The sequence below is a fragment of the Ruegeria sp. HKCCSA071 genome, from assembly GCF_017872555.1.
GTDB lineage: Bacteria > Pseudomonadota > Alphaproteobacteria > Rhodobacterales > Rhodobacteraceae > Ruegeria.
Genome location: NZ_JAEDOX010000009.1, coordinates 92,272 through 108,807, shown reverse-complemented (window position 1 = coordinate 108,807; position 16,536 = coordinate 92,272). Strand labels below are relative to the sequence as shown.

Here is a 16,536-nt window from a genome sequence, read left to right as displayed (position 1 = left end):
GCTTGCGTGTTCGGGCGGATTTGCTTGTGTAAATGGCAAAAATCCGCTTGAAGCACCCCGAAACCGGTCAATCCCCGCAGAGAGAGCAGATGAGTAAACGTGATCACGGCTTGGACCCCCGCGCAGTTCGCGACCACGGCGGGGGGCTGGACAGGGCGATTGTCAGGTATGGCGGAGCGCGCGCAGATTGGATCGATCTGTCGACCGGAATCAATCCGCATCCTTATGCAGTCGCGGGCCTGACCGCCGGAGATTGGGCCGAGTTGCCGGATCACGGTGCTTTTGAACGGCTGAGCGATGCAGCCCGCAGGTTCTGGAACGTGCCGCAGGGGGCTGCGATCCTGCCGGCACCCGGTGCATCGGCTGTCATCTCTCGCATTCCGGCGCTGGCCGCGTCAGGACGTGTCCAGATCACACCGCCCACCTATAACGAACACGCCGCCGCCTTTTCGGCGCAGGGGTGGCGTGTTCAGCCTGAGGGCGCGGCTGACGCCCGCGTGATCGTGCATCCCAACAACCCGGACGGGCGTATCTGGCAGGAAAGCGACGTCTCGGCCCCGCTGACCGTGATCGACGAGAGCTTTTGCGATGTCATGCCAGAGGTATCGTTGATCCATCTGGCGGAACGTCCCGGCGTGATCGTGCTGAAGAGCTTTGGCAAGTTCTGGGGGCTGGCCGGGATGCGGCTTGGGTTTGCCATCGGGCGGCCTGAACTGATCAACCGCCTGAACGACCTGACCGGACCCTGGTCGGTGTCCGGCCCGGCCCTGCGGGTTGGGACACAGGCCCTGTCGGACGATGACTGGGCTGATGCCACACGCGCGCGACTGGCGGATGAGGCGGCCCGGCTGGATGCGCTGATGCTGACCAGGGGCGCGGATATTGTCGGTGGCACCAGCCTGTTTCGTCTTTATCGGGTCGATGACGCCTCGGGGTGGCAGGACCGGCTGGCCCGCGCCCATATCTGGAGCCGTATCTTTCCCTATTCGGAAAGTTTTCTGCGTCTGGGTCTGCCACCAGAAAGGGGATGGGACAGGCTGGAGGCCGCACTGTGAGCCCTGCCCTGATGCTGGTCTGCGCCCTGTGTCTGGACGCCACTCTGGGAGAGCCCGACTGGCTCTGGTCCCGCGTCAAACACCCGGCGGTGATGATCGGCAACCTGATCGGCTGGCTGGACAAGCGCCTGAACCACGGGCGCGGTCGGCGACTGAAAGGGGTGGCGGTGCTTGCCCTTCTGATCTGCGGGGCATGGGGTCTTGGATGGGGTCTGTCGCAGCTGGGGCCGGTGGTTGAAATCCTCGGCTGTGCGATCCTGCTGGCGCAGAAGTCGTTGGTTGCCCATGTCCGCGCGGTTGGTGACGGGTTGCAAACCTCGCTGGAAGACGGGCGGGCGCAGGTGGCTATGATCGTCTCGCGCGACACGCAGGACATGGCCGGGGCACAGGTGGCGCGTTCAGCCATCGAAAGCGCCGCAGAGAACCTGAGTGACGGGGTCATTGCCCCTGCCTTCTGGTTTCTGGTCGCGGGGCTTCCGGGGTTGCTGGTGTACAAGGCGGTGAACACCGCCGATAGCATGATCGGCTATCGCACCGAAACGTACCGCGATTTTGGCTGGGCCGCGGCCCGGTTCGACGACCTGCTGAACCTGATCCCTGCCCGCCTGACCTGCGTGATGATCGTGGCACTGTCCGGCCAATGGTTGCGCTGGCGCGAGATTGCGGGGGATGCCCGGCGGCATATCTCGCCCAACGCTGGCTGGCCCGAGGCCGCCATGGCCCGCGCCCTGAATGTCGCGCTGGCGGGGCCGCGCAGCTATGATGGGCAGGTGCGCGACCTGGCCTGGGTCAATGGTGACGCCCCGCGCGAGATCGGCGCATCAGAAGTTTTTCGCGCATGTGACATGCTCTGGCGGGTTTGGGGGCTTGCGCTTGGGCTCGTGTCAGTGTGGGTTGGGGTCGAACTGATATTCTGACGGACCTTTTCATGCGTATACTCTCTGGCCTGATCGCCGCTGCCCTGTTCACCTCACCTGCGCTGGCGCAATGTGGCGGTGGTTTTAATTCCTTTGTCAAAGGGCTGAAGGCCGAAGCCGTGCAGCAGGGTTTGGACAAATCAGCAGTGAACGGGTTTTTTGACGGGGTGCAGCAAGACAGCGCCGTGCTGAAGGCCGACCGGGCGCAGGGCGTTTTTCAGAAGCCCTTTGTTGAATTTTCCCGTCGTCTGATTTCGCAGAACCGGATCGAGCGCGGGCAAGCGATGTCGCGTAAGTACGATGCGGTCTTTGATCGGATTGAGCGCGAGTATGGCATTTCCCGCGGGGTGCTGCTGGCCTTCTGGGCATTTGAAACCGATTACGGATCGTTTCAGGGCGACTTCAACACCCGCAACGCCTTGGTGACGCTGGCCCATGATTGCCGCCGCCCGGAACTGTTCCGGCCGCAGATCTTCGCCGCCATCGAGCTGTATCAGAACGGTGATTTCGACCCGGCCCGCACCACCGGCGCATGGGCCGGAGAGATCGGCATGGTGCAGATGCTGCCGCGTGACATACTGGAAAACGGCGTCGATGGTGACGGTGACGGGCATGTCCGCCTGAAAAGCTCGGCCCCTGATGCGCTGATGTCGGGGGCCAGAATGCTGTCTCATCTGGGATGGCGCGCGGGTGAGCCGTGGTTGCAGGAGGTCACCGTGCCCGCGCAGATGGACTGGTCCCTGTCCGGCCCCGGCAAACCGCGTTCGGTGGCGGAATGGCAGGCGATGGGCGTTCAGGCGCGCGGCGGGTCCTTGGCCAACCTGCCCGCCTCGCTGATCCTGCCACAGGGGCGCAACGGGCCTGCCTTTCTGGCCTACCCGAATTTCGATGTCTATTTCGAATGGAACCAGAGCTTTGTCTATGTTCTGACCGCCGCTTATTTCGGAACACGGCTTGAGGGCGGCCAGATCTATGACGCGGGCAATCCCGCGCAGGGCCTGAATGGCGCACAGATGAAACAGTTGCAGACCAAGCTTCAGGCCAAAGGATATGATGTGGGCAAGATCGACGGGATCCTGGGGTCAGGGACGCGAGCTGCGACGCAGGCGGAGCAGAAACGTCTGGGCCTGCCTGCGGACGCATGGCCAACGATGGAGTTGCTGGGAAAACTCTGATCCAGCGGCCCGCACTTCTATGGTATGACGCAAAACCCGAAGATTATTCGACGATATCAGCGCCGTCACCGCTGATTATGTGACCGGATATTTTTCGGGGTCAATTCCATGTCTGTGACAGACAATATCGATGTAACTTCCCTTTGGAGGAATACCGCCGAACTTACTGCGAATACCACTGCGGGTTTCGCCCTGGAAGTGATGAAACCGGGCCCAATCGGGTTCGTAGTCTTCAATGTTCTCGACCGGGTCCAGAAACCCGCGACGCGGCCAATATAAATGCCAATGCTGGCCTCGGTCGATTTCACCAGTGACCCCCAGCGCCCAGCGGGTCACGCTTGGGCCGGTTGTCGTCCACGGAAGGTCGTAAAGCGTGAGTGTCTCGCCCGCCTCATAGCGTTTGACCAGTTTTTCAATGTGATCACTGCCCAACCAAAACGGGATCGGGACTTCTGACTCAAGGAAATTCAGGATCAGCTTCAGTGCCAGAGAATTTTTGGGAAGACGCAATACGCAATTGTTCATCGCCTTATTGCGCCAGACGACACCAAACAGATAGTCCGGTGGAACATCCAGCGGCCGGATGCAGTAGATATCCAGATCCACCCACACATAGTCGGTTTTTTGCAGCATGTGGATCCGGAAGATGTCTGAATAGACCGCCATCCGTCGTCGGCCACCGGTCAGGTTTTCGGTGGTTTCATCTGCATAGATTTCGCGGGCATCATGAACAACGACGCCGTCGGGAACATCTATGTTCAGATCCAGCACGTACAGGTGGAAGACATAGCCATGATCCAGAAAGGACTGAATGCATACTCTTTCAACGCAAGATAACGGCGAGCCAAACCAGAAACTTGCAACTTGAAAATCCAAAACAGCACCTCTTGCCCAAAGCCGAAACGGGATCGCTGCTGCACTAACGAAGCGGTGCGTGGCTCGTCAACCGCAGCGGCGGTTTTGGCGCGACTTACCCTGCTTTGCGCCAGTGCGTTGTGTCGGGGTGCCCACAGTTTGGTTCTGGCCCGTCTTCGGGCGCGCATATTTGGGCTGGTGTTCCCGGCATGGCCTTTGACGTTTGCCGCAGGTTCAGTTCGCTGCGCGGGTTGGTCCATGCCAAAGTGACCGGCGTGAACCAGTGACTCCCTTATTCGGGCCGCACCGGGTACCGATCCCCTTTCTGATCGATCAGGATCAGCCGCTCGCCACTGTGGACATACAGGTCGCAGCGGCTGAACCCGTTGCGGTACGCGATGCAGACGGAACCGTCATCGGCGATGGAGTAGGTTCCGAATGCAGAATCTCCACCCGCGTAGGTATAGGAATAGGCGCCCCCGGCCGAAAACTTGGCCTGACCATCATCGTAGAAGGTCAGCGTCTGACCCGCGAGGGCGTCAAGCTCGGCCACTGTCAGCGGGACATCGCCGGGTTTGACGGGCCAGTCGGCGGCGACAACCGGAGTAGCGGCGATGAGGGCGGGGATCAGGAAACGCGTAATGAGGCCAAGGTAGCGCGTTATGCCTGCAATCTTCATAACGTTGCAGTGAGCGGTCAGGCCACCATCTGCTCGGCCTTCTTCAGGTCGACCGAAACCAGCTGGCTGACGCCCTGTTCCTGCATGGTGACGCCGAACAGACGATCCATGCGCGCCATGGTCACCGCGTGGTGGGTGATGATCAGGAAACGGGTGTCGGTCTGTCGGCACATCTCGTCCAGCAGGTCACAAAAACGGGTGACGTTGGCATCGTCCAGCGGCGCGTCAACCTCGTCCAGCACACAGATCGGGGCCGGGTTGGCCAGGAAGACGCCAAAGATCAGCGCGGTCGCTGTCAGGGTCTGTTCGCCGCCCGACAGCAGGCTGAGGGTCGAGAGTTTCTTGCCCGGCGGCTGGCACATGATTTCCAGCCCCGCATCCAGCGGGTCGTCGCTTTCGACCATGACCAGATTGGCCTCACCCCCGCCAAAGAGGTGCTTGAACAGCATCGCGAAGTTTGAATTCACCTGTTCAAACGCGGTCAGCAGACGCTCGCGCCCTTCGCGGTTGAGGCTGGAGATGCCGCTGCGCAAGGCTTTGATCGCTTCTTCCAGATCGGCCTTTTCACTGCTGAGCGTGTCGAATTCTTCCTGAACGTCCTTGCTGTCTTCCTCGGCCCGCAGGTTCACCGCGCCCATGGCGTCACGCTGGCGTTTGTGACGGTTCACTTCGGCCTCCAGAGCATCCGCAGCGGGCATCTGGTCGGGGTTTACGTCCAGCTGGTTCAGCAACTGGTTCGGGGTCAGTTGCTGGTCTTCGGCAATTCGTTCTGCTGCCGCAAGCACGCTTTCCTTTGCCGCGTCACAGCGCGCCTCGGCTGCGGCGCGGTTTTCGCGGGCTTCCGAGGCCAGGCGTTCCGCCTCACGCTCGGCCATCACCACGTCGCGCAACTGTGTTTCTGCTTCGGCCAGCTTGTCGGCGGCATCGGCCCGCCGGGCTTCGGCGGCTTCGATCAACTCGTTGAGCTCTTCCCGTGCCTCGGCGATCTCACCGGGGGCGGCCATGGCCTCGGTCAGCTCCTCTTCCGAGCTTTCCTTGCGCTCGGCCAGTTCCGAAATCCGTTTCTCGGCCGTTTCCAGACGGTGCCGCCAGCCACTCAGGTCCTTGGTGACCTCCTGCGTGCGGCGGGTGCGGGCGTCGCCTTCACGGCGCAGCTCATCATGGGTCGAGCGGTGGGTCAGCATGGTGATCCGCGCCGCCTCGACTGTCTGTTTGATGTCCTCAACCTCGGCGCGGGCGCTGTCGAGGTCACCCAGATCGTTCAGCGCCGCTTCGGCCTCGCGCAGCTGCACGCGGGCGGACATGGCATCTTCCTTGTGTCGATCCACGGCAAGCGTCAGGGTTTCCAGCTTGCCCTGCGCGAGGTTGCGATCCGCCTCGGCGCGGCTGAGCTGGCGTGCGGTTTCGGCCATGCGCTGATCAGCGGCGCGGCGGGCTTCGCGCGCGCGGCGGTCGGCCTCGGTCACGTCCGCCAGTTGCTGCGACAAGGTTTCATGCGCGGCGCGGGCGCCATCGGCCTGCGCCTCGGTGCGGGCCAGTTCCTGTTTCAGCGCCTCAAGCTTGTTGAGCTGTTCCAGCCGCAGCGCCGCCGCACTTGGCGCATCTTCGGCCCAGGCGCGGAACCCATCCCAGCGCCACAGATCGCCGGAGCGGGACACAAGACGCTGGCCCGGCTTCAACGACGCCTGCAGCCGCGCGCCCTGATCCGCATCGACCAGTCCGATCTGCGCGATGCGACGGCTGAGCCTGTCCGGCCCCGACACGTGCAACGCCAGCGGGTCGACCCCATCTGGCAAGGGCTGATCACTGTCATAACCTGCCACCTGAACCCAGCCGGACGGGCCGTCACCTTCGACCAGCGGTGCACGGAGGTCATCGGCAAGCGCAGCACCCAGAGCCTTCTCAAAACCCGGTTCCACGCGCAGCAGGTCCATCACCTGCCCGCCTTCGGCCGTGTCGCGTTCCACCAGCTTGGCAAGCGCGGTGGTTTCGGCGCGGATTGCACCCAATTCACCTTCGGCCTCGGACCGTTGCGCGCGTGCCTCGGCTTCGCGGGCCTGCGTTTCGGTGCGCAACTCATCTGCGGCGGCCAGCGCCTCTTCGGCAGCCTCGGCGGCTTCGCGGGCTTCTTCCTCACCCTCCTGCGCGGTTTCAAACGCCTCGCTGGCGCGGGTCAGGGCTGTTTTGGCCTCATCCACGGCCAGCCGGGCTTTTTCCTCTTCCCCCTCAGAGCGCGCCAGTGTCTTGCGGCTGTCTTCGACCAGACGCTGCGCCGACTGGTGACGGGCGACAAGACGCGCCATATCTTCGGTCTGCTGTGACAGGTGGTCTTCGCGGTCCTGAAGGATCGAAGCCGCTTCGCGGGCAATTTCTGCGGCTTCCGCCACCTTTGTGTCATGCCCTTCGGCGGCCTTGGCCAGTTCGCGGGCTTCCCATTCCAGCCGTTCGATCATCTGGCCCGCATCGCGGTTCAGGCCAGTTTCCCGTTCGATATCCTTGCCGAGCTGATGGATGCGGCTGGTCAGCGTTTCAATGGTCTGGCGCGCGCGGGTTTCCTGATCGGTCAGTTGATCGCGCTGCACCTGCTGGCGTTGCAGAACAGCGGCGGCGATGGCCTCTTCCTCGCGCAGGGGGGGCAGGGTTTCTTCGATCCCGGCCCTTTTTGCTGCGGCCGCGCGGGCTTCGGCCTCGGCGCGGGAAGCCTCGGAAAGCCGGTCCCTCAGCTTGTCTTCGGCCTGCTGGCGGGCCATGTCGGCCTCTTTCCAGCGGCGATAGAGCAGCATCCCCTCGGCCTGACGCAGCTGTTCGCCGATTTCGCGATAGCGTGCGGCCTGACGGGCCTGACGGGCCAGTTGCGCAAGCTGCCCGCCCAACTGCTCGAGCACGTCATCGACGCGGGTCAGGTTGGCCTCGGTCGCTTTCAGCTTCAGCTCGGCCTCGTGCCGGCGTTGATACAACCCCGAGATCCCAGCGGCCTCTTCCAGAATGCGACGGCGGGCGCGGGGTTTGGCGCTGATCAGCTCGGCGATGCGGTTCTGCCCTACAAGCGCGGGCGAATGGGCACCGGTCGAGGCATCCGCAAACAGCATCTGCACATCGCGCGCGCGCACATCCTTGCCGTTGGTCTTGTAGGCGCTGCCGACATCGCGGGTGATCCGGCGCACGATTTCAAGCTGGTCGGTGTCGTTGAACCCCGCAGGCGCAAGACGTTCGGAATTGTCCATGGTCAGGACAACTTCGGCGAAATTGCGGGCGGGTCGTGTGGCGGCGCCAGCAAAGATCACATCCTCCATCGCGCCGCCGCGCATGGATTTGGGGCGGTTTTCACCCATCACCCAGCGCAAGGCTTCCAGAAGGTTGGACTTGCCACAGCCGTTCGGACCCACCACACCGGTCAACCCGTCCGCGATGATCAGATCGGTCGGATCAACAAAGCTTTTGAAGCCGGTCAGTTTGAGCTTGCTGAAACGCAATGGCCGCGTGTCCCGTGATTCCTATGAATTGAAAGTCTGCGCAAGGGATGGGGTCCGAGTCAACGCAGTTGCGCAGGATATGGGATATCAGCGCAAGTTATCCACAACATCTTGCCGAAATGCGCAGGAACACGCGTATGTCAGTATGGGATGCATTCAAAGACCTGATACCCGGTACTGCCCCCGACATTTTCATAGATGCCATAGTCGATACATTCATATCGGGGCGTCGAGACGGCAGTCAGCAGCAACCGTTCCCCCGCCTCGCGGTCACACCCCAGAACACCAACCGTGACAGCCGCATCGCCCAGCACGTCGAGGATCGGGCAGCCCGAAACCTGCGCCATGGCCAGCGCGGCGCGATCCCGAACAGGGCCTAGCCGCGGTGCATATTGCGCGTTGATCCGCACCGCCTCGGCGAGATAGCCGCGCACGCGCACATCGAACACACTGCCGTTCACCGCCACGCGGGTGGCAGGAACGTCGCGGAAATGCGGGGTCCCGGCGGCGCAGGCGGCCAGCAGGAGCGGAGCGAGAAACCGGATCATGCCGCAGAGTTGCAGCAATTTGGTTAACAGAACCTTTCCGGACGTCAGGCACGCAGAACTTGGCCCAACCGGCGGATGCCTTCGCGGATTGTCGCCTCGTCCGAGTTCGAGAAGCTGAGCCGGATCGTGTTCGCCCCGCTGCCGTCGGGGAAAAACGCCTGCCCCGGCACAAAGGCCACTTTCACCGTATCCAGCGCCTGCGCCAGCAGGTCAGACCCGCTGATTCCCGACGGGAGTGTCACCCAGACGAACATGCCGCCTTCGGGGCGCGTCCACGCGACCCCGTCGGGCATGTGCTGTTGCAGCGCATCCAGCATCGCATCACGGCGCGCGCGGTAAGTGTCGCGCACTTTCGGAATGTGAGTATCAAAACACGCTTCCGCCACCTGATGCACAGCCATCTGGTTGATGGTTGCCGAATGCAGATCTGCCGCCTGTTTCAGCAGAACCATCTGCGAGATGATCGGCTTGGCCGCAACAACCCACCCCATGCGCAGACCCGGTGACAGGGTTTTCGAGAAGCTGCCACAGTAGATCGTCCGGCAGTTTTCGATCGATCCCTTGCGCGCCTGTTCCAGAGCCAGGATTGGCGGGATCGGATCGCCGTCATAGCGCAGTGCCTGATAGGCTCCGTCTTCGATCAACGCGCAGTCCAGTTCGTCGGTCAGGTTCAGCAATGCCTCACGGCCCGGGCGTGTCAGGGTTTCGCCTGTCGGGTTGGCAAAATCGGGCGACAGATAGGCGAATTTCACAGCGCCATCCTCTGCCGCAGCCCTGAATTCATCGGCCCCCTTGTTGCCATTGAGCCGGTCAAAGCGCGGCTCATACGCGTTGAACGCGGCAAGCGCGCCCAGATAGGTGGGCCACCCGACCAAGGCCGTGTCGCCGGGGGACAGAAACAGCTTGCCCAGATAATCCAGCGCCTGCTGCGAGCCCGAGGTGATCAGGACGTTGTCCATGTCACATTCCACCCCGAATTCGCGCATGTGCTGCACCAGCCACCGGCGCAGGGGCGCATAGCCTTCGCTGACGGAATATTGCAGAGCCTGCGCCTGCATGTCCGGCCCCAATGCCTGCTGAAACGCCTGAGAGAAAGCCTCAGCCGGGAAAAGCGCGGGGTCCGGAATGCCACCTGCAAAGGAAATGATACCGGGCTGATCGAGCAGTTTCAGCAGCTCGCGGATTTCTGATGCCTTCATCCGGGAGGCCCGGGTGGCAAACAAAGGGTGTTGGGACATGAGGCTCCTCCGATCTCATTTCGGCGCAGCCTATGCTTTCTCAAATTAAAGTCAACACTTCTGACCTAATATTTCAGCGGATGTGACCGGGTATTCTTGAACAGCCCCCCGGTCCATGGTCAAATGAGTTGACCAATTTCGGAACAGATCATGCCTTTTCAAAAAGTTCAGACGGAAAAACTGTCGCTTGCGGTCGTTCGCCAGATCGAACTGTTGATCCTGCGCGGCATCCTGCGCCCCGGTGAACGCCTGCCTCCCGAGCGTGAGTTGGCCGAACGGATGGGTGTGTCGCGCCCGTCCCTGCGCGATGCGGTGTCCGAGCTTCAGGAACAGGGGTTGCTGACAACAAAAGCCGGGTCCGGGATCTATGTGGCCGAGGTTTTGGGGTCGGCCTTTTCGCCAGCGCTGATCCGGTTGTTCAGCAGCCATGACGAAGCCGTATTCGATTACCTGTCCTTTCGCCGCGACATGGAGGGGCTGGCGGCAGAACGGGCCGCGCGGCTGGGATCAGAGAGCGATCTGAAGGTTGTTCAGGCGATCTTTAACAAGATGCGGGCGGCCCATGACCGGAACGCCGCGGACCAAGAGGCGCAGCTGGATGCCGAGTTTCACATGGCCATCATCGAGGCCAGCCACAATGTGGTGATGCTGCATATGATGCGGTCGATGTATGACCTGCTGGTACAGGGTGTGTTCTATAACCGACAGACAATGTTCCGGCAGCGCGCGACCCGCGAGGCCATTCTGGACCAGCACAGCACTATCAACGCGGCCCTTCAGGCCCGCGATCCAGCAGCCGCACGTCAGGCCGTCGAAACGCATCTGAGTTTTGTCGAACGCTGCATGATCGATCAGCAGAAGGCCGAGCGGAACGAGGCTGTTGCGCAGCAAAGGTTGCAGCACGAAACCCGTCAGGCCTAGCGCTTTCCAAGCGCCCTCAGGGATCAGGCGGCGCCGGTCTCGGGTTGGATCAGATGGGACGGGAAAGCTGCGCCACTGCCTTCGCCCAGATCGTCATTCGGGGCGATGGTTGTCAGGGCCGGGTCGATGAACAGCCGCGCGCCCCGGTCCCTGAGGTGTTTATGCAGCATCACATGCTCGCACACGAGGTCGCCCTTTTCGTCCCGGCAGGAATAGCGCAGGCCACGCAGGGCGCGGGTCTTGTACATTCCTGCACCGCCGAAGGCGCTGTCGACCGGTATCAGGGGCATATCGGACGGGATGTGGTACTGCCGGTCGAAAACCGCTGATTTCAGAAGAACTTTCCGCCACTTTCGGCGCCCGAACAGCGGTTTGCGCGTTGTCTGAATTCTTTGCCAGACGTCTTCGTCACACCAGCCCGCGCAACGCAGGGCGTAGATATCGTAATAGGCCGGTTGGGAATTGGCGAAGACACCTTCCCAGCGCGGTGCGGACCGTTGTGCGGCAGTCAGAACCGTCTGAACGTCCAGACAGACATTCGGCCCGTTCAGATCCAGCACCAGTGTCAGGTCGTGACCGCTGTCGCGTTCTTCCAGCCTGTTGAGGACTGCGTTTCTGGCCGCCGTGATCCGCTCGACCCGGTCTGGCAGTCTGGACGCCAGACCATCCATGCGGACAAGGTCCACATTCGGGTCGCGGCGCGCGAATTCGGACAGAACCCGATCTGTACGATCGGCGTTGTCGTTTGTCGCGATGGTCACGGAATAGCGGTGCAAGCGGGTGGTCAGGTCTTCGATCCTGTTGATGCTTTCGATCAGCGCGGCCCCGCCGTTTCTGACCACCCCAACAATATTCATCGAAACGTCTTCGCCTGCCACGGCCCGTCTTTCCCTGCTCTTTTCGCACCCTTAGACCCCAAGCGGAACATTCAGACCCTCTGAAGGGTACAGAATCCGGGTGATGTTCCGGTCAATACAATCAGCCCCGCCACCAAAACAAAAGACCCGACAGCGCAATGCTCTCGGGTCATCTGCGTTTTTTACCTGTCGGTGTCCCCGTCAGTGCAGCTTGGCGCCCACATCTGCGATCGAGGCCTCGATCAGCTTGTTCGCCTGCGCGGCTGTCATTTGCTTGGCCAGAACCGAGCTGGCAGCGGCAACCGCAACCGAAACGGCCTGATCGCGCACGTCTTTCACAGCCGAGGCTTCGGCCGAGGCAATCTGGTCCTGCGCAGCAGCAAGACGGCGTTCGATCGACTTTTCGAGATCGACTTTCGCCTGGTCCGCAGCCAGAGCCGCGTCCTGTTTGGCCGCCTCGACAATCGCGTCGGCCTGTGCCTGCACTTCACGCTGCTTGCGCTCGTACGAAGCCAGCAGGCTGCGTGCTTCTTCATGCAGGGCGCGGGCTTCGTCCAGCTCGGCCTTGATGCCTTCGGCACGGTTGTCCAGCGCACCGCCGATCATGCCCGGCACCTTGAAGTAGAACAGGACCGCGATGAAAACGATGAAGCCCAGAAGGACGACAAAGTCGGTGTTGCCAAGCGAGAAGAACGGGCCGCTTGCAGCCAGCGCGGGGCTGGCGGCACCAACGGTCAGGATAAGGGCAAGAGTGTTCCGCATGTCACTTATCCTTTCATCTGCGCGTCAATGGCACTGTCGATGGCTTTGGCATCCGCCTCGCCGCCCAGCGCGGTGACCAGTTCAGCCGCCGTATCCTTGGCGACCACTTGAATGCTTTCCAGCGCACCGGCACGGATTTCGGCAATTGCCTTTTCCGATTCAGCCGCCTTTGCAGCGATTTCCGCATCCGCCCTTGCAATCGCGTCATCCAGACCAGCCTGGATTTCTGCGCGTGCTTCGGCCGCGATACGCTGCGCTTCGGCACGGGCATCGGCCAGCGCCTTGTTATAGGCCTCCTCGGCCTCGACCGCTTTGGCCTTCAGATCTTCGGCCGCAGCCAGGTCATTTGTAATGGTCCCCCGGCGCTCGGCCAGGATTGCCGCGATGCGGGGCAGAGCCACGCGAGACAGGACCAGAAAGATGACGACCAGCGTAATGACCAGCCAGAAAATCTGGTTGGGGAACCAATCGAAGCAGAGCTGCGGCATCCCGATGGCAGAGCCATGCGAGTCGACGCACGCGCCAACTACTTCTTCGCTAATGGGTTCAGTCGCCATGATGTCCTCCGTCGGAACGTTGTCTTTACAACAGGTGGGCCGCTATGGCTTGGACCCACCTGCGCGTAAGGATCAGGTTCCGCAGATTAGACGGCGAACATCAGCAGCAGCGAGACCAGGAATGCGAAGATCCCCAGGGCTTCTGCGAATGCGATACCGATGAACAGGGTTGCGGTCTGCGAAGCAGCCGCCGAAGGGTTGCGCAGGGCGCCGGCCAGGAAGTTGCCTGCAACGTTGCCCACCCCGATTGCGGCTGCGCCGGAACCGATTGCTGCCAGGCCTGCGCCGATGTGTGCGAGATCGCCTTCCATGATGTATCTCCTTACGAATTGGAAGTTTCGATGTTGGGTTATCGGACCTTAGTGCGAAGGATGCAGCGCATCTTTCAGATAAACACAGGTCAGAATGGTGAATACGTAGGCCTGAATGAAGGCCACAAGGACCTCGAGACCGTACATTGCGGTGATCGCCAGAACCGACACGGGCGAAATCAGGGAAATTGCGGCAAAGCCCGCAAACACCTTGATCACCGCGTGGCCCGCCATGACGTTACCGGCAAGACGAATGGAGTGGCTGACGGGGCGCACGAAGTACGAGATCAGCTCGATAATCGCCAAGATCGGGCGCAGCGCCAGCGGCGCGCTGGAGACCCAGAACAGACCCAGGAAAGCGGCACCGTTCTTGACGAAGCCCAGAATGGTCACGGTCAGGAACACGGCCAGCGCCAGCGGGATGGTCACGGCGAAGTGCGATGTAGTGGTGAACGAGGTCGGGATCAGGCCCAGGAAGTTCGCGGTCACGATGAACATGAAAAGGGTCATGACATAGGGAAAGAACTTGACGCCTTCCTTGCCGCAGATGTCTTCCAGCATCTTGTAGATGAAGCCATAGGCCAGTTCCGCAATCGACTGCATCCGGGTCGGGACGATGGCGCGCTTTGACGTGCTGAGAACCAGCAGGCCAATGATGGCAACAATTGCCAAGAACAGCCACAGGGTCACGTTGGTGGGTGTGTACCAGGCAATAGCACCGTCGCCGAACAACGGCTTGACGATGAACTGGTCCATCGGGTGAAACACCAGGCTGCTGGCTTCTGCTGCGTGGTCTGCGCCTTCGGCGCCGTGTGCTGCGGTGGTCTCGCTTGCCACGTTCAGTCCCTCTCGTCCTTTTCGGCCTGCATATGGGCCGCTTGTTTATCTTGAACCTCTTTCGCGCTACGGAGCATAACCTTCACGCCCGCGACAAGGCCCAGCAATGTGAACAGCACCAGAAAGACCGGGATCGTCCCGAGCAGGCTGTCCAGCCCGTATCCGATGCCAAATCCGATCCCCAGACCGGAAACCATTTCGATGACCATCCTCCAGGCAAGCTCGCCCCCGGATATGTCACTGTCAGCGCGGGCAGCCGGTTGTCTGGCCTTTTTCACCGCGTCGATCTTGGCCTCAAGCTGCGCCATACGCTGCTTTTGGTCGTCATCGGTCACGGACGGAATCCTCGCGCTGTCTTGCGCATGGTGCTAAGGCGCGAAAGGCACAGAGTCAACGGCGATGATGGCGTGAAATGACGCAGGTTATCACATTGTTTTTACTATAATATTTAAGGATCATTTGTCCAACCGGGTTGCCTGCGTTTGGTCGAAACGGCGTTAATTAGCCAAAAACCCATATTCAACCTTTTGGTTGATCTTTTCTTGCCCGCTGAGGCCAAAGGCGTCGAACAAGGCGTCCGTCGATCAGCAAGAGCCCGGCAAAAATCGCCGCCATGCCCATCAAATGCTCGGGGTGCAAGGTTTCCCCTAACACCCAGATTCCAAGTATCAGGGCGGAAACCGGTGCGATCAGCGTGACGGTCGAAATGTTGGTTGGCCCGACCCTGGGCAGCAACCAGTAGAAGGCAATGAAAGCGGCCGAGGTCAGCACAAAACCGATCATCAGCAACGAAAGCCAGGTTTCAGTACGCTCGATCACCGGCAGGCCTTCACGCCAAAGCGCCAGGGGTAAAATTGCCAAGGCCGCCCCCGTCAGGGCCAGGGCGACCAGCACCACCGGCTGCATGTCTCGGAAGGCCCGCGCAATGTTGACGGAAAACGCGTAACAGATCGGCGCGCACAGGGTCAGCAGAACCGCCCAGAACTGAGAGGTTTCGCCATTGCGCAAAATCGGAACGGACAACACGACAATCCCGATGAAGCCACACAACACGCCAAGGGATTTCAACAGCGTCGCACGCTCGCTTCCCGGCCAGAAATGCGAAACGATGACGGCAAAGGCCGGTGTTGTCGCATTCACGATCCCTGCCACGCCGGACGCGATATGCTGCTGCCCAAGCGCATAGAACGCAAATGGTGCTGCATAGCTGAGCGCCCCGAACCCCAGCAGACCGATGGCGCGCCCGAGTGTCAGGTGAACCGGCATGCGGGCTGCAATCACATAGATCCAACAGCCCAGCGCCCCAAATGCAACGCGTCCCAACGATACGGATAGCGGCCCAAGTTCGCGCAACAATATGGCGTTGAACATGAAAGACATGCCCCACCCGATGCCAAGGACGCAGATCACCAGCCAGTATTTCAGCGCCATTGCCGCCCCCCTTGCGCATCACCGCTGCACAGTGACGTGATGGGGGAAATTGTCAAACGGGTTCTCGCCCATTAGGAAAGACCCATGTCCAACGATCTCGACACCGTGTTTGCGGCCCTTGCCGACCCCACCCGCCGCGCCATTCTGGCGATGCTGCTGGAGGACGATATGGCCGTGACGGATGTGGCCGAGCCGTTCGAGATGTCGCTGGCGGCGATCTCGAAACATCTGGTCATCCTGACCAAGGCCGGGCTGATATCACAGGAAAAGCGCGGCCGGGTGAAATGGTGCAAGCTGGAACCCGACGCGCTGCGCAACGCTTCGGTCTGGATGCAGGGGTTCGGTCAGTTCGAACCCATCAACCTGGATGCGTTCGAACGGTTTCTGGAAGTCGAGCTTCCGACCTCGGACGAGGCCTAGCGCACCACGAAGACCGACATGCTGGCATGTTTGGCCAGATATCCGGCGTGGCTGGAAAAGATGTAATCGGTGATCCGGGGCGCATGGGTGCCCACGATGATCAGGTCTGCACCGATCTCTTCTGCCGCGCGGGTCAGGTCGCTGTCCACTTCGGCAGCAACATCGACCGAGTGTATCTTGCGCACCGCAACTTCGGCCGCGCCTTCTGATGCAAGCTGTTCGGTGAATTCGGCCAGTTGCTTGTCTATCTCGGCCTCGGCTTCCGAGGATGCACCCATATGGGCCCCGCTGACACTGACCAGAGTGATCTTGGCGCCCTGCCATTTTGCCACCTGCGCGGCGACATCTGCGGCCTTGCGAACCTCGGGCGGCAGATGGCGGTCAATCGGCAGCATGATATGTTTGAACATAATCTCCTCCTTTTGTCCGCTTTCCAAGGTAGTCCTGAGACCAAGGGCCTGCCTTGATCTGGCTCAACAGATTCTGCTTTTGGAATTCGT

At 61.2% G+C, this 16,536-nt stretch carries 18 protein-coding genes; 5 read left to right on the top strand and 13 right to left on the bottom strand.

The window, feature by feature from the left end:
* Nucleotides 1-89 precede the first annotated feature (89 nt).
* The 3 genes from cobD to I9188_RS15660 are packed head-to-tail and all read left to right on the top strand — an operon-like array spanning nucleotide 90 to nucleotide 3,147.
* Entirely contained in the window at nucleotides 90-1,055 is a 966-nt protein-coding gene (gene cobD / locus I9188_RS15670; protein ID WP_209599677.1) for a threonine-phosphate decarboxylase CobD, read from the top strand.
* Nucleotides 1,052-1,972 (top strand): adenosylcobinamide-phosphate synthase CbiB, encoded by a 921-nt coding sequence (cbiB, locus tag I9188_RS15665; protein ID WP_209506172.1) that lies wholly within the window; start codon nucleotides 1,052-1,054, stop codon nucleotides 1,970-1,972. The genes cobD and cbiB overlap by 4 nt, the downstream gene beginning before the upstream one ends.
* An 11-nt stretch (nucleotides 1,973-1,983) precedes the next feature.
* A complete protein-coding gene (locus I9188_RS15660) occupies nucleotides 1,984-3,147 on the top strand; it encodes a lytic murein transglycosylase (RefSeq protein ID WP_209506170.1) in 1,164 nt (387 codons plus the stop codon).
* A gap of 75 nt (nucleotides 3,148-3,222) precedes the next feature.
* Here the strand turns inward: I9188_RS15660 and I9188_RS15655 are convergent, their stop codons facing one another.
* From I9188_RS15655 to I9188_RS15635, 5 genes are all read right to left on the bottom strand, one after another.
* Complete coding sequence (locus I9188_RS15655) at nucleotides 3,223-3,918, bottom strand: hypothetical protein (protein ID WP_209599676.1); 696 nt, start codon at nucleotides 3,916-3,918, stop codon at nucleotides 3,223-3,225.
* 376 nt (nucleotides 3,919-4,294) lie between these two features.
* On the bottom strand, nucleotides 4,295-4,645 hold the full coding sequence (locus I9188_RS15650; protein ID WP_209506357.1) for a hypothetical protein: 351 nt from the start codon (nucleotides 4,643-4,645) through the stop codon (nucleotides 4,295-4,297).
* A 53-nt stretch (nucleotides 4,646-4,698) separates the two neighbouring features.
* Nucleotides 4,699-8,154: an AAA family ATPase gene (locus I9188_RS15645; RefSeq protein ID WP_209506166.1), complete on the bottom strand. Its 3,456-nt coding sequence runs from the start codon at nucleotides 8,152-8,154 to the stop codon at nucleotides 4,699-4,701.
* Nucleotides 8,155-8,294: 140 nt separating this feature from the next.
* Nucleotides 8,295-8,702, bottom strand: a complete 408-nt coding sequence (locus I9188_RS15640) for a hypothetical protein (protein ID WP_209506163.1) — start codon at nucleotides 8,700-8,702, stop codon at nucleotides 8,295-8,297.
* A 44-nt stretch (nucleotides 8,703-8,746) separates the two neighbouring features.
* Nucleotides 8,747-9,940 carry a PLP-dependent aminotransferase family protein gene (locus I9188_RS15635; RefSeq protein ID WP_209506161.1) on the bottom strand — a complete coding sequence of 398 codons (1,194 nt, stop codon included), beginning with the start codon at nucleotides 9,938-9,940 and terminating at the stop codon, nucleotides 8,747-8,749.
* Nucleotides 9,941-10,090: 150 nt separating this feature from the next.
* On the opposite strand from I9188_RS15635, the gene I9188_RS15630 reads away from it, so the two are divergent.
* Nucleotides 10,091-10,861, top strand: coding sequence for an FCD domain-containing protein (locus I9188_RS15630; RefSeq protein WP_209506159.1), 771 nt, complete (start codon nucleotides 10,091-10,093; stop codon nucleotides 10,859-10,861).
* Between the two features lie 23 nt (nucleotides 10,862-10,884).
* Here I9188_RS15630 and I9188_RS15625 read toward each other — a convergent pair whose 3' ends face one another.
* The 7 genes from I9188_RS15625 to I9188_RS15595 all read right to left on the bottom strand — a co-directional run bounded on the left by I9188_RS15625 (nucleotide 10,885) and on the right by I9188_RS15595 (nucleotide 15,616).
* The gene (locus I9188_RS15625) at nucleotides 10,885-11,718 is read right to left on the bottom strand and encodes a hypothetical protein (RefSeq protein ID WP_209506157.1); all 834 of its coding nucleotides are present in this window, start codon (nucleotides 11,716-11,718) and stop codon (nucleotides 10,885-10,887) included.
* A 201-nt stretch (nucleotides 11,719-11,919) separates the two neighbouring features.
* Nucleotides 11,920-12,480: a F0F1 ATP synthase subunit B gene (locus I9188_RS15620; protein ID WP_209506154.1), complete on the bottom strand. Its 561-nt coding sequence runs from the start codon at nucleotides 12,478-12,480 to the stop codon at nucleotides 11,920-11,922.
* A 5-nt stretch (nucleotides 12,481-12,485) separates the two neighbouring features.
* Nucleotides 12,486-13,037, bottom strand: coding sequence for a F0F1 ATP synthase subunit B' (locus I9188_RS15615; protein ID WP_209506152.1), 552 nt, complete (start codon nucleotides 13,035-13,037; stop codon nucleotides 12,486-12,488).
* Between the two features lie 86 nt (nucleotides 13,038-13,123).
* Nucleotides 13,124-13,348 carry a F0F1 ATP synthase subunit C gene (locus I9188_RS15610; protein WP_005981269.1) on the bottom strand — a complete coding sequence of 75 codons (225 nt, stop codon included), beginning with the start codon at nucleotides 13,346-13,348 and terminating at the stop codon, nucleotides 13,124-13,126.
* 48 nt (nucleotides 13,349-13,396) lie between these two features.
* Complete coding sequence (locus I9188_RS15605) at nucleotides 13,397-14,185, bottom strand: F0F1 ATP synthase subunit A (protein ID WP_209506150.1); 789 nt, start codon at nucleotides 14,183-14,185, stop codon at nucleotides 13,397-13,399.
* A 2-nt stretch (nucleotides 14,186-14,187) separates the two neighbouring features.
* On the bottom strand, nucleotides 14,188-14,520 hold the full coding sequence (locus tag I9188_RS15600) for an AtpZ/AtpI family protein (protein WP_209506148.1): 333 nt from the start codon (nucleotides 14,518-14,520) through the stop codon (nucleotides 14,188-14,190).
* 184 nt (nucleotides 14,521-14,704) lie between these two features.
* Nucleotides 14,705-15,616, bottom strand: coding sequence for a DMT family transporter (locus I9188_RS15595; RefSeq protein WP_209506146.1), 912 nt, complete (start codon nucleotides 15,614-15,616; stop codon nucleotides 14,705-14,707).
* Between the two features lie 84 nt (nucleotides 15,617-15,700).
* Between I9188_RS15595 and I9188_RS15590 the strand changes: the two genes are divergently transcribed.
* A complete protein-coding gene (locus tag I9188_RS15590; protein ID WP_209506143.1) occupies nucleotides 15,701-16,036 on the top strand; it encodes a metalloregulator ArsR/SmtB family transcription factor in 336 nt (111 codons plus the stop codon).
* Here I9188_RS15590 and I9188_RS15585 read toward each other — a convergent pair.
* On the bottom strand, nucleotides 16,033-16,446 hold the full coding sequence (locus I9188_RS15585) for a universal stress protein (RefSeq protein WP_209506141.1): 414 nt from the start codon (nucleotides 16,444-16,446) through the stop codon (nucleotides 16,033-16,035). The two genes, I9188_RS15590 and I9188_RS15585, sit on opposite strands and share 4 nt — an antisense overlap.
* Nucleotides 16,447-16,536 lie beyond the last annotated feature (90 nt).

What these genes read in the sequence shown, in the direction of transcription:
- cobD (WP_209599677.1), top strand. Translation starts at nt 90, where the DNA reads ATGAGTAAACGTGATCACGGCTTGGACCCCCGCGCAGTTCGCGACCAC.
- I9188_RS15660 (WP_209506170.1), top strand. Translation starts at nt 1,984, where the DNA reads ATGCGTATACTCTCTGGCCTGATCGCCGCTGCCCTGTTCACCTCACCT.
- I9188_RS15640 (WP_209506163.1), bottom strand. Translation starts at nt 8,702, where the DNA reads ATGATCCGGTTTCTCGCTCCGCTCCTGCTGGCCGCCTGCGCCGCCGGG.
- I9188_RS15635 (WP_209506161.1), bottom strand. Translation starts at nt 9,940, where the DNA reads ATGTCCCAACACCCTTTGTTTGCCACCCGGGCCTCCCGGATGAAGGCA.
- I9188_RS15630 (WP_209506159.1), top strand. Translation starts at nt 10,091, where the DNA reads ATGCCTTTTCAAAAAGTTCAGACGGAAAAACTGTCGCTTGCGGTCGTT.
- I9188_RS15625 (WP_209506157.1), bottom strand. Translation starts at nt 11,718, where the DNA reads ATGAATATTGTTGGGGTGGTCAGAAACGGCGGGGCCGCGCTGATCGAA.
- I9188_RS15620 (WP_209506154.1), bottom strand. Translation starts at nt 12,480, where the DNA reads ATGCGGAACACTCTTGCCCTTATCCTGACCGTTGGTGCCGCCAGCCCC.
- I9188_RS15615 (WP_209506152.1), bottom strand. Translation starts at nt 13,037, where the DNA reads ATGGCGACTGAACCCATTAGCGAAGAAGTAGTTGGCGCGTGCGTCGAC.
- I9188_RS15610 (WP_005981269.1), bottom strand. Translation starts at nt 13,348, where the DNA reads ATGGAAGGCGATCTCGCACACATCGGCGCAGGCCTGGCAGCAATCGGT.
- I9188_RS15595 (WP_209506146.1), bottom strand. Translation starts at nt 15,616, where the DNA reads ATGGCGCTGAAATACTGGCTGGTGATCTGCGTCCTTGGCATCGGGTGG.
- I9188_RS15590 (WP_209506143.1), top strand. Translation starts at nt 15,701, where the DNA reads ATGTCCAACGATCTCGACACCGTGTTTGCGGCCCTTGCCGACCCCACC.
- I9188_RS15585 (WP_209506141.1), bottom strand. Translation starts at nt 16,446, where the DNA reads ATGTTCAAACATATCATGCTGCCGATTGACCGCCATCTGCCGCCCGAG.